Raw genomic sequence first — 12,295 nt, 5'->3', positions numbered from 1 at the left:
GTGAGGCCGTCGCTCCGCTACTCTCCCTGCATGCGATCCATACCAAAAACCTTCGCCGTTGCGGCCTTGCTGCTCTGCATCCCGTCTGTCCAGGCATCGGACCGGCTGCTCAATAGTTTGCAGCCTCGCGGCGTTGTGAACGATTTTGCGAGTGTCATTTCCGAAGAGAACGAGCAGCGCATTGGATCGGTCGTTGAAGAGCTCAAGCAAAAGACCGGGGCCGAGATTGCGGTCGTGACCCTCCAGTCCTTGGAAGGCAGCGGCATCGACGGCTTTTCGACCCGTCTGTTCAACAAATGGGGAATCGGGCGGGCAGGCATCAACGACGGCCTGATGGTTCTTGCTTCGATGAAGGATCGGATGATGCGCATCGAGGTGGGCTATGGCTTGGAGCAGGTGGTTTCCAATTTGGACGCGGAGCGTATCCGTGTTGAGGACATCACGCCCCGCTTCAAAGAGGGCGACTATGGCGAAGGGCTGCTGGCCGGCGTTGTGTCGCTTTCGTTGACTGTTGGAAAGAGCCAGGGTGTCCGTCTCAAGGTTGCGCGCTCGGAAAAATCAAGGTTGCGGGAAATACCGGACTTTGTCTATCAGGTGGCCGGGTTTGCCATCCTGCTGACAATCCTTGGAATCATATGCTTCATCGGCTATCCGAGAAAATTGAAGCGCAAGTCCGGCTCCGGCGGCAACTATTTGTGGGTCGAGCACCATGGCGGGCAGTCCGGCGGCTATGGAACGGGCGGAGGCGGTTTTGGCGGCGGAGGCTGTGGCGGCGGTTTTGGGGGCGGGTGCTCCGGCGGCGGCGGATCGAGCGGCGGCTGGTAGTTCCGGTGCAATTGGGTTGAATGGATAACAGCAAACAGTACTGTCCACGGATGCGAAAAATTAAAACCATACTTCCAATCATTGGAATCCTTGCCGCGGCGCTCACGGCAACGGCTTCGGAGCAGTTGCTGAACCGCCTGCAGCCGCGCGGATTCGTCAGCGATTTTGCCAATGTCATCTCTGCGGCAGACGAACGGCAGCTTGAATCGATGATCACTGAAGTGCGGCAAAAAACCGGTGCAGAAATGGCCGTCGTAACGATCCAGTCGATGGAGGGCGGGCAGATTGACGATTTTGCCACGCGCCTATACGAAAAGTGGGGCATTGGCCAAAAAGGCAAGGACAACGGTTTGATGCTTCTGGCGGCGGTGAAGGATAAGAAGATGCGCATCGAAGTGGGCTACGGCCTTGAAGGCGCAATCCCCGATTCAGCCGCGGGGGCCATTCGGCGGGATGTCATAACGCCCCTCTTCAAGGCCAACCAGCTGGGCAAAGGACTTGTGGTCGGGATCGCGGCGCTTTCGCAGGAGATTGCCCAAGAATACGGCGTGCAGCTCACGGGGGCGGCCTCCCAATACCGCCATCGCAGCAGCAGGGGGAGCAAAAAACAAAATCCCCTTGTGACGATTATCATGCTGGTTTTGTTCGTCGCCTTTGCCATTCGCCATCCGCATCTCGCAATGTTGCTGCTGCTCAGCGGCGGACGGGGAGGGGGCTATAGCTCCGGCGGAGGCGGCGGCGGTTTTGGCGGCGGCGGAGGCTTCGGCGGAGGCATGTCCGGCGGCGGCGGGTCTAGTGGCGGCTGGTAGAAACTTGAAACCTGAAACCTGAAACCTGAAACTTGAAACTTGAAACTGGAAATTTGAACCTGGAAATTACGAATTACGCATCACGAGGTAAATATGAAACCTGAAAAACTGGTAGAAGAACTCAAGCAGGCTTGCCCTGCAGGCTTGAAGTCGGTCGTGCTTTACGGCTCCGCCGCGGCGGGCGATCATGTCGACAAAAAATCCGACTACAACATTCTGGTTGTGGCTAAAGATCTGGGTTTGTCCACATTGGACGCTCTCTCGAAGCCGGCGTCCAAATGGGCGCAGGCCGGCAATCCGGCGCCGCTAATGTTTACCGAGGACCGGCTGGCGCAGGCGACGGATGTCTTCCCGATCGAACTGCTCGACATCAAGGAGTGCCACAAGGTGCTGTACGGCGAAGATCTTGTCGAAGGGCTGGAGATCGACACGAAAAACCTGCGGCTGGAGATTGAGCATGAGCTGCGCGGCAAGCTGATCCGGCTGCGGCAGAGCTATCTGCTCACCGGCAGAAAGCCCAAAGCCGTGGCCGACCTGATGACCCAGTCGCTTTCGACCTTCCTCGTCCTTTTCCGCGCCTCGCTCCGGCTGTTCGGGGAAGACGTGCCGCAGAAAAAGTTCCAGGCCTTGGAAGCGCTGGCCGGCCATCTGGAGTTCGACGTTGCCGTGTTTAAAACGGTGCAGGAGCTCAAGGAAGCAACCAAAAAGCCGAAGGATGTTCCCGTGGGCGAACTCTTCAGCACCTATCTAAAAACCATTGAATGCGTCATCGATGCAGTTGACGCCTACATTCACAAGGGAGAATAAATTATGAAAGCAGCACTTATTGGAATTGGCGGCGTGCTCGCCGTGGTCGTTGTTGGATTCATGATATTCATCAGCATCAACAACAAAATTATTGATCGGGACGAAACCACCATCCAGGCCTGGGCGAATGTCGAAACCGTGCTGCAGCGCCGCTACGACCTGATTCCGAACCTGGTCAACACCGTCAAGGGCTATGCCTCCCACGAAAAGGAGCTGCTCGAGGAAGTCACGCGCCTGCGCAGCCAGTGGGGCGCCGCCAAGGCCTCCGGAAACGCGGCGCAGAGCGTCAAGTCCGCCGGCATGCTCGAAAGCGCGCTCGGCCGCCTGATGGTCGTCGTCGAAAAATATCCCGATCTGAAGGCCAACCAAAACTTTCTCGCGTTGCAGGACGAGCTGGCCGGAACCGAAAACCGGATTTCTGTCGAGCGCCGCCGCTACAACGAGTCGGTTGCGGCCTACAACAAGATGATCCGCAAATATCCCGGCTCCATGGTGGCCGGCATGAAAGGCTACGAAAAGAAAACCCCGTTCGAGGCCGCCCCTCAGGCCTCCGCCGCGCCCGTGGTCGAGTTTTAGGCAGCGGTTCCCCGGGGTTGGAACGGGTGGCCGCACAGGCCGCCCGTTCTGTTCAAACGCTTAATCCGTGCTTGAACTGGTCTCGCGCGGCCTGCACTATTCGCCGTTTGTTTAATTTCAGGAATTGAGTGCCCATATGAGAATCAACCCCTCCCCAAGCTATAGCATTCTGGTTCGCCTGCAGATCCCGCGCGAACCCGGAATTATTGGACGCATCAGCGCCGCGATCGGCGAGGCGGGCGGCATTATCGACACCATCGATCTGGTTTCCCGTACGGAGCAGGCTTCGGTCCGCGACATTTTAATCGAAGCCAGCAGCTGCGCGCACCAGCGCGAAATTATCCAGGCATTGGAAAAAGTCGACAACGTCTATTTGCTCAGCGCCGAGGACTTAACGTTCAAATACCATATCGGCGGCAAGCTCGAAACCGGCTGCAAGCTGTCGTTCGCCAAGCCCGAGGTGCTGGCCATCGCCTACACGCCCGGCGTGGCGCGCGTCTGCACGGCCATCCACAAAAACAAGGCGCTGGCCAACAATCTGACCATCAAGCGCAACACCGTCGCCGTGGTTTCCGACGGCACGGCGGTGCTCGGCCTCGGCGACATCGGCCCCGAGGCGGCCATGCCGGTGATGGAAGGCAAGTGCCAGCTGTTCAAGGAGTTTGGCGGGATCGACGCCTTCCCGATCTGCCTCGACACCCAGGATCCCGAAGAGATCATCCGAACCGTAAAGCTGCTGGCGCCGACTTTCGGCGGCATCAACTTGGAGGACATTTCCTCGCCGCGCTGCTTCGAAATCGAGGAGCGTCTGAAAGCGGAAATGGATATTCCCGTTTTCCACGACGACCAGCATGGCACCGCTGTTGTCCTGCTCGCCGCGCTGTTCAATGCGCTCAAGATCGTCGATAAAAAGATCGAAGACCTCAAAATCGTCATCTGCGGCATTGGCGCCGCCGGAACCGCGTGCGCGAATATCATGCTGGAGGCCGGCGCAAAAAACATTGTTGGCTACGATCTCGGCGGCGCGGTCTATAAAGGCCGCTCCGGCGACCACGAGCACCTGCAGGCCTTTGCGGAAAAGACCAATCCGGAAATGGAACAGGGGCCGCTCAGCGAAGGCATCAAAGGCGCCGACCTGTTCATCGGCCTCTCCGCGCCGGGCGTGCTCAAGCAGGACGACGTCAAAAACATGGCCGCGGATCCCATCATTTTCGCCATGGCCAACCCCGTGCCGGAAATCATGCCCGAGACCGCGCAGCCTTATGCGCGCATCATGGCCACCGGCCGCTCCGACTACCCGAACCAGATCAACAACGTGCTCTGTTTCCCCGGCATCTTTAAAGGCGCGCTGCGCTGCAACGCCTCGGCCATCAACGAGGAAATGAAGATCGTCGCCGCGCACGCCATTGCCGACTTGATTCCCGCCGACGAGCTGAACGAACAAAATATCATCCCTTCCGTATTCAACGAAAACGTGGTCGAAGCGGTCGCACAAGAGGTGGAGCGCGTTGCCCGTGAAAGCGGACTCGCCCGCGAGAGGGCCGATGATGCATCCCTTTACAAAATGGAAATTTAGGAGAATAACATGACGCTGCAAGCCATAGCCATAATTCTGGGAGCACTCGCCGCGGCAGGCGGGCTGATGGGAGTTTTCCGGCCTGATCTCATTAAAAAATTTGCCGAGCTGTTTCCGCGCAGCGTTGCGCCGGCATGGATCTTTACGGCGCTGTGCTGCGTGCTCGGCGCCAAGGAAGCGCTGGGCATGAACATGGGCTTTCTGGATGCCTACAAAAAATACATCTACGTGATTTCGCCGGCCGTCTTCATTGCCAGCGTGGTCTACATGAAGGAGTTGCTCGCGCCGCGCGCGCTCGGCGGCTTTCTGTGCCTGATCGCCGTTCCGATCCTGCACATCGCCCGTTGGCACGAATCGCCGCTGCGCCTTGTGGTGGTCGTTGCGGTCTACCTCTGGATCATCTACGGCATTGTGCTGCTCATGTCGCCGTGGTATTTCCGCAAGATCAACAAGCCGTTCATGGAGAACGAAGCGCTCTTTAAAGCAACCGCCTTCGGCAAAACCGCCTTCGGCATCGCGCTCCTCCTCCTCGGCCTCTTCGTCTACTAACGCGCCCTTGCGACAGAATGATTAGGCAAAATTATTCTGCCACTTAATTATTCTGCCTGAATGAATTTCATGAACAGCACCCAGCTCCAGGCCGTTCGGCGGCACTTCATTGAATATGCCAACGGCTACATCGCCGAGGCCGGCGATATGAAGCATATGATGGAGATGAAGCGCGAGCACTGTGCCTTTGTGGCGCGCAATTGCCGCGAACTCGCTGAAACCAGCGGTTGGAGCGACGAAGAGGCCAATACCGCCGAGGCGCTCGGTATCCTGCACGACGTCGGCCGCTTTCCCCAGCTCGAAGAATACGGCACTTTCGTGGACGCCAAGTCGATCAACCACGGCGAGCGCGGCTGGCAGGCCATCCGCGAAAGCGGCTTGCTCGATGAGGTCGATCCCGCGCTGCGCAATGCGATTCTCGACGGCGTCCGGCACCACAACGCGCGCATCATTCCCGAAAGCCTGCCTCCAGCGCATCTCCGCTGGGTCAGGCTCATCCGCGACGCCGACCGGCTCGACATCTACCGCATCGTCCTTGATGCCATCGAGAACGACCAGCTCGACGAGCATCCGGAGATTGGCCTAAGCCTCGCCCGCGAAGGCGATCCCTGCCCGGAGCTGATCGAAAAGATTCTCCAGCGCGGCGCGCCGTCCTACTCCGATCTCAAATGCTTCAACGACTTTGTCCTGCTGATCCTCTCGTGGGCCAACCACATGGGCTATCCCGCCACGCTGCGGCTCATGCGCGACCGCAACATCATCGACCGTTTCGCTGCGCATCTTCCAACCGAGGTTCCAGCAGTGGGAAACGTGCTTTCCAGCCTGCGGGCTTGTGTCATGGATGCCGGTTCTGAGCAGCCAGACGCGTAGTTACGCAGGGCATGCCTTTTCGGTTGTAGGCGGGGGCGGCGACCCCGTAACTCGCAGAGAGGGGCTTTTCGCGCGGAAAGCGGAGTCAGCGCCACCGCCTACAACAGGATCCGCCGCTTGACTGATAACTTGACGAATACTTGACTTACGGTGGGTTTGGGCCGGTTTTTCCTGTAATAGTCGGTGTGGAAGCATCTTCAGGGCATTTTAAAAGGGGGTGAAATCGTGCTGCTTGTAGCGCAAGAGTACGCTGTCAGCATCTAAATGCCGGGGTGATGACCGCAAAGACACTAAGGCGCTAAGAATAGGAACCTTCTTTTCTTTGCGTCTTCGCGGTCAATTAATGCAGTTGAATGGTTTTAGGTAAAAAATGGAGGGGGATAAATATCTCTGCGCATGGTCGGATGTTTCTGCCACCTAATTTTGCTGCCCATATTTCCTGTAGTAGAGTGATGGCCGCTCGCGTAGCGATAATTCCTGAAAGGAATAACGACGGAGGAGTGGTTCAAGAGGCACACGCGAAGCGAGACGAAGTCAACAAGCACGAAAACTCAGTAGAACAGGTCCGCGCGCAATTGCTTCTCAATGGTGCGGCTAAAAAGCCCACCTTGACTTCATTGCAAGAGCAGTGGAACTGTTGAAAAGAGAACAGAAACACTCATGTTGTTTAAGGGTTCTTTTCAAGGGATATGCTTGCTGAATGGTGCGGGTTTTGGTTACAACTCAAACCATTGCACTCGGGGGCATGCAGGCGGACGGGCATTCAACAGGGGTGGCGGCGTGAAGAATAATTACGTATTGATCGACTACGAAAACGTGCAGCCGAAGAACCTCGAAATTTTAAAGGGGCATGAATTTATCGTTAAGGTGTTTGTCGGGAATATTTGAATAAAAAATCACATAACGAGGAATAATCGTGAATGTTTCAAACGGAGAGTTAGTGCTGTCAGCCGCGTTGGATGACGTGGTAGAAGTGGGCTACTTCAGCCGGAGCCAATACCACTGTTTGCAGGCTGGTTTACTATCGAAGCAATTCCTGATTTTAACTGGGCTTTCAGGTTCTGGGAAAACCCAGCTAGCTCGACTGTTGTCTAAGTGGCTGTGCTCCAGAGTTAACTCATCATTGTATGAACTGCTTGAAAAAGCAGCTACTTCAGACGGGTTTTTGGAAAATTATGATTTGCTTTGCGTCAATAACCTCGTCGTTGAAGTGATTAATAAGAGGGGGTCTGCTAAAACAATTATCCCATTGCCAACTAATGTGATCTTCGAGTGGTACCATGCTCTAAAAAATGGAGAGATAGAAGAGGGGAAAGATCCCAAAGAAAGCCGTCATATCATCGGAGCTTTGTCAGCGTATCAGAAGTACATTCATGGATTTTATACTGAATTTTTCAAACTTGCCGTCCTCATGGTTCGGGAATCAGAAAAAGACGAAGGTCGCGACAACGAGAAGACGGTTTCAGGCACGTATCAATTGGTTTCTGTCGGGGCGGACTGGACGAGCAATGAAAACCTGTTGGGCTATCCGGATGCGCTAAGAGAAAGTTGTTACCGCAAACCGGATAACGGGGTGCTGGATTTGATCTTGCAGGCTCAATCAAACCCCGACCTGCCGCACTTCCTGATTCTCGATGAAATGAATCTCTCTCATGTGGAACGCTATTTTGCGGATTTTCTGTCGGCTATGGAGTCGGGCGAGGCAATCAGCTTGCACGATGACACCGGCGAGGATTGGGGTGCCGAGGGCTCGCTCAAAGTTCCTGCTAAACTGAAGATTCCGAAAAACCTGTTTGTGATCGGCACGGTCAACGTGGACGAAACCACCTACATGTTTAGCCCGAAGGTGCTCGACCGAGCTAACGTGATTGAGTTCCGGGTGTCGGAAGACGAAATGCAATCGTTTCTCACCAATCCGGTCAAACCGGACCTCGATGCGATTGCCGGGCAGGGGGCGCAATACGCCAAGGCATTTGTTACCGCAGCTAAGCTGAAGGATGTTCCGCTGGACGCTGCCACCCGCGAGGCGGTGTCGAAGGTGTTGATGGAGTTTTTCCCGCAGCTGAAGGAGGCGGGCGCGGAATTCGGCTATCGCACGGCCCATGAAATCTGCCGCTTTATCTATTTCCACAAGGAACTTTCCACGGACTGGAAATTTGAAGCGGCGATGGATGCGGCGATTATGCAGAAGCTTTTGCCCAAGCTTCATGGGTCGAAGAAAAAACTGGGGCCCGTTCTGGCCGCGCTTATCCGCCTTTGTCTCAAAGAAGGGGACTGGCTGAAGAATGATCCGATCAAGGCCGAGGATCTGGTTGCAGAAAATGCGGTTTACCCGCAGTCGCTCGAAAAGCTGGCGCGCATGCGCAAGCGGCTTCAGGAACATGGTTTCACCAGTTTTGCGGAGGCGTAGGGTGCCCGCTGACAAGGGAGCTCCCGCTGTAGCGGGAAAGAACTGGGACTGAGTTGGAGAGGGTACACATGGCGCGCGAGATCAAACGGAGCATGTCGCAGAAGCTGCGGATGGATGGGCGCGACTATTCCCGGCCCGGCTGGTATTTTCTTACGCTGGGTGCCGATTATCATCGTCCCCTTTTTGGGCGGGTCGAGGGGGGCGAGATGCTGCCCAATGAGCTGGGTCGACTGGTTGATCGGTGTTGGAGCGAGATTCCACAACATTACCATCATATTGAGCTGGGTGCGTGGCAGGTTATGCCGAACCATTTTCACGGGTTGATTCGGATTGTGAGGCCGGGAGAGAAGGGCTTGGGCGAAGTGGTGAATATGTTCAAGGGTTCAGTGACGCGGGAGTGGCGGCGGTCGAAGGGGGCTTATGATGTCTCCCGCCATGGCGGGAAAGAACATGGGCATGGCGAGAAAGAACATGAGCATGGCGAGAAAGAACCGGCGCGGGTCTGGGCCCCTAATTATTATGATGTGATTTGTTTTGATGCAGAGGAGCTGGCGGTTCGGGAAAACTATGTGCGGGCTAATCCGCGGCGCTGGGCGATGAGGGATGTTCCGCAAGGGAGCTTTAAGGGCCGTTTTTACAAAGGGAATCTGGCGTTGCTTGAGATGCATGTTCCGCGGATGGCTTTGCGGGTTTCGCGCCGTTCTTCGGAGGAGGACGTTGCCCAATTGCAACGCGGTTTGGCCGCGTTTGAGGGCGTGGTCTGCAGCACGTTCTTTTCGCCCGGGGAGCGGTCTTGTCTTAATGTGCTGCGGGCCGGCACTGCACATATTGTCTGGATGTTACCGATGGGCGTGCCTGAATCAATTCCGGCTGATTGGACGAGGAGTTTTCTGGAAGAACGTGCACTGTGGATTTCAACTTTTCCAAATGAAATGACGGATGCCTCCCGCGCCAGCTGTGAACAGGCCAATTTTCTGGTGGAGCAGTTTTGTTCGGATGGAAATAATAAAGCAGGTCAGGAATCGTGAATAACCCATCCATAGTTTTTCCTGGCACGCCGGCTGGCCTCAAAATTATTTCGGCCCATACGGGAGAGCGGGTTTCTGAACTCGAAGAGAATGGGCGCTATGAATATGAGGTGCTTTCCTGTGATTTTGAGCTTAAAGAAAAGAATGGGATTATCCGGCGCAGCCGTATTGCCGATGCGAGTGACCGCGGATCCATTGAGCCGGGCAACTATGTCGGACTGCTGAAGCTGGAGCTTCTCGACAAGCAGACGGGGGCAGCGGTTTCAACGACGCATATCGATGTCCGTTCGACGAAGCTGGGCTATGAAGATGAATATCGTTCTATGCTCGAGGATATTGCCGACCGGTGTGCCGATTTTCTGCTGCAGCTGGAATCCCCTGTTGAACAGCCGCTCATTCCCGATGGGCTCACGGAGGCCACGCTGGCGCAGCGGCTCTATTTTTTGAAAAGCCTGCTGGGCGGAGAGGATTTTCAGCAGGCCGTGCAGCGGATCATAACGATGCCGAATACGCAGTGGCGTGAAGAGTTCCGGACGATCGATGTGCTGCAGAGCCGGCGTCTTGGGCGGTATGAAGTCCGCCAGTTTGCTTCGGCGGGCCGGCGCATGGAGGTGCCGGATACGCATGCACTTCATTCTGTAATGACGACCATTCCCGAGCGAATCGAAATACGCGATAAGCGCGATACGGTGGACACGCCGGAAAACCGGTTTGTTAAACATGCGTTGAACATGTTTCTCCAGATCCTGGAAGATTTGCTCGAAAAGTTTCCGGTCATTGGAAACGGAAAGTATCCCGGCTTGCGGACGGAGATTGACGGGCTGATTAACGATTTGGAAGTAACTATTTCACATGATGTGTTCAAGCAGGTTGCGCTGCCGGAGCTGCTTCCGCTAAACAGTCCGGTTCTCCAACGCAAGGAGGGCTACCGTCAGGTGTTGCGCGCATGGATGCTGTTTGAACTGGCAGCAAGGCTGAGCTGGGACGGCGGCGATGATGTGTATGAAGGCGGCAAGCGCGATGTGGCGGCTCTTTACGAATACTGGGTCTTTTTCAAGTTGCTGGATCTGGTTGCGGGTCTTTTCGAGCTGAAAAATCCACCCGTTGAAGATCTGATTAACGATAAGGATTTGGTGCTCAAGCTGAAGGCCGGCAAGCAGCTTCCGATCCGCGGGGTCTATACCGGAGCCGGGCGCCGGCTGCATGTGGAGTTTAGCTACAACCGGACCTTTGGCGTTGCCGGCGAGTATCCCGCGCAAGGCTCATGGAGCCGGCAGATGCGTCCCGATTATACGTTGTCGCTCTGGCCGGACGGATTTACTCAAGCCGAGGCCGAAGAGCAGGAATTGATCACGCATGTTCATTTTGATGCAAAGTACAAGGTGGACAGTCTCACCAAGTTGTTCGGTAAAGAAGATGAGGATTTAGACGAAGAAAAGTCGGCGCAACGCTCTGGGAATTATAAGCGGGCGGACCTGTTGAAGATGCACGCTTATCGGGATGCGATCCGCCGATCCGCGGGGGCCTATGTGCTTTATCCCGGAAGCGAAAAGGAACAGATGCCGTTTCGCGGGTTCCATGAACTGCTGCCCGGCCTCGGGGCATTTCCGCTTCGGCCCAATGATTCGGACGATGGGTCCTTCGCTGTTGAACGGTTTTTCAAGGAGGTGGTTGCGCACGTTTGCAACCGCACAACCCAGCGCGAGCAGCAAACCTATCACACCTATCGCATCCATAAAGACGAGCCACCGGATGCGGTGCGCGAAGCGCTGCCGGAATGGGGAGCGGTCACTCGATCAAGACCGTCTGCCGAAACCTATGTGCTGCACGGATGGCTTAAAGGCCCGGAATATCGGGATTGGGTGGAGTCATCGAGTCTTTACAATTTCCGAACGGAAAGCCGGGGCTCGTTGCGGTTGCATGAATCTGTGGCGGGGGCGTCCTATCTTTTGCTTCATGGTAGCGGTGACTATCGAGGAGGTGGCCGACTGTACCGGATAACATCCGCAGGGCCACGCGTGTTTTCCTCAGAAACGTTATTGGAAAAGGGATATCCTAAAAATGGATCCCAGCCCTACTATCTCGTCTACGATGTTGCTCCATTAGATCCTGATGATCCTCTTTTCGCATATGATTGGGATCTCTCCAAAATCGAAGCAATCGGAGAGGGTCATAATTCCGCAATCCCCGAACAAGGAATTCCATTGAGTGATTTGATGGTTGGGGCAAGGCGAAAGCGATAGCTGGTCTTGAGGTCGGAGCGATCTAAGCCTGCGAAGCGGGCAAGGGGTCGGTCCGAAAGCGCCGATTAAAGTCGGCGGAGAGTAGAGAATGAAAGAGTCTTACATTGAAATCTTAGCGAGAAACAATGGCCCCGAGTCATGCGTCGACGATCCGCGAGGACGTGGCGAAGCGTTGACAGGGGAAAGCATAAGCCGAATTATTGAGCTCCGAAATCACCAGTTACCAGATGGCATACCCAGTGGACTGCAGGGGACGCGAAATGGAATGCCGCGTAATCGCGAGTGGCATACCACTCTGGCGGAGTCAAAGAACCTTGGCCTGTGTGGACACTCTCCGCGCGGAAATCGGGAGATCTCGGGAAGGAGGCTCGCCAAGCTTGAAGCACCTGGTAGAGGCATCGCTGGAAAAGGCTAATCGCCGAATACCAGCGATGAGTTCCCCCGAGAAGTCGGATGACTTCATAGTACCTGAGAAGTTTGCGAACAAGGAGGCTTCGGTTTCTGCGGAGCAGATGGAGGAAAGGAAGTCAACCAAGAGGAAATCAGTGAATGAAGCTGCGGCAAGGACTCAGAGCCGAATAGTCGCATCGAATGAATTTACA

At 55.5% G+C, this 12,295-nt stretch carries 10 protein-coding genes; all 10 read left to right on the top strand.

The genetic code is table 11. The annotated features are described in order from the left end of the window. Nucleotides 1-30 precede the first annotated feature (30 nt). The 10 genes from SCARR_RS20475 (at nucleotide 31) to SCARR_RS20430 (ending at nucleotide 11,693) form a co-directional block, all read left to right on the top strand. A complete protein-coding gene (locus tag SCARR_RS20475; protein ID WP_136063509.1) occupies nucleotides 31-825 on the top strand; it encodes a TPM domain-containing protein in 795 nt (264 codons plus the stop codon). 50 nt (nucleotides 826-875) lie between these two features. After that, entirely contained in the window at nucleotides 876-1,634 is a 759-nt protein-coding gene (locus SCARR_RS20470) for a TPM domain-containing protein (protein ID WP_168433485.1), read from the top strand. A 93-nt stretch (nucleotides 1,635-1,727) separates the two neighbouring features. Further along, entirely contained in the window at nucleotides 1,728-2,441 is a 714-nt protein-coding gene (locus SCARR_RS20465) for a nucleotidyltransferase domain-containing protein (RefSeq protein WP_136063507.1), read from the top strand. 3 nt (nucleotides 2,442-2,444) lie between these two features. Then, entirely contained in the window at nucleotides 2,445-3,017 is a 573-nt protein-coding gene (locus SCARR_RS20460) for a LemA family protein (protein WP_136063506.1), read from the top strand. A gap of 136 nt (nucleotides 3,018-3,153) precedes the next feature. Then, a complete protein-coding gene (locus SCARR_RS20455; RefSeq protein WP_136063505.1) occupies nucleotides 3,154-4,593 on the top strand; it encodes an NAD-dependent malic enzyme in 1,440 nt (479 codons plus the stop codon). Between the two features lie 9 nt (nucleotides 4,594-4,602). Continuing rightward, nucleotides 4,603-5,142, top strand: coding sequence for a hypothetical protein (locus SCARR_RS20450; RefSeq protein WP_136063504.1), 540 nt, complete (start codon nucleotides 4,603-4,605; stop codon nucleotides 5,140-5,142). Nucleotides 5,143-5,211: 69 nt separating this feature from the next. Further along, entirely contained in the window at nucleotides 5,212-6,012 is an 801-nt protein-coding gene (locus SCARR_RS20445) for an HD domain-containing protein (protein WP_168433484.1), read from the top strand. Nucleotides 6,013-6,928: 916 nt separating this feature from the next. After that, nucleotides 6,929-8,422, top strand: a complete 1,494-nt coding sequence (locus SCARR_RS20440) for a hypothetical protein (RefSeq protein WP_136063502.1) — start codon at nucleotides 6,929-6,931, stop codon at nucleotides 8,420-8,422. 68 nt (nucleotides 8,423-8,490) lie between these two features. Continuing rightward, nucleotides 8,491-9,450, top strand: coding sequence for a transposase (locus SCARR_RS20435; RefSeq protein ID WP_136063501.1), 960 nt, complete (start codon nucleotides 8,491-8,493; stop codon nucleotides 9,448-9,450). Then, nucleotides 9,447-11,693 (top strand): DUF2357 domain-containing protein, encoded by a 2,247-nt coding sequence (locus SCARR_RS20430; protein WP_136063500.1) that lies wholly within the window; start codon nucleotides 9,447-9,449, stop codon nucleotides 11,691-11,693. The genes SCARR_RS20435 and SCARR_RS20430 overlap by 4 nt, the downstream gene beginning before the upstream one ends. The last annotated feature ends 602 nt before the right edge of the window (nucleotides 11,694-12,295 follow it).

The organism is Pontiella sulfatireligans (genome assembly GCF_900890705.1).
GTDB classification, from domain to species: Bacteria; Verrucomicrobiota; Kiritimatiellia; order Kiritimatiellales; family Pontiellaceae; genus Pontiella; species Pontiella sulfatireligans.
The sequence above is the reverse complement of the archived record's forward strand: the minus strand, read 5'-3'. Positions and strand labels throughout refer to the sequence as shown.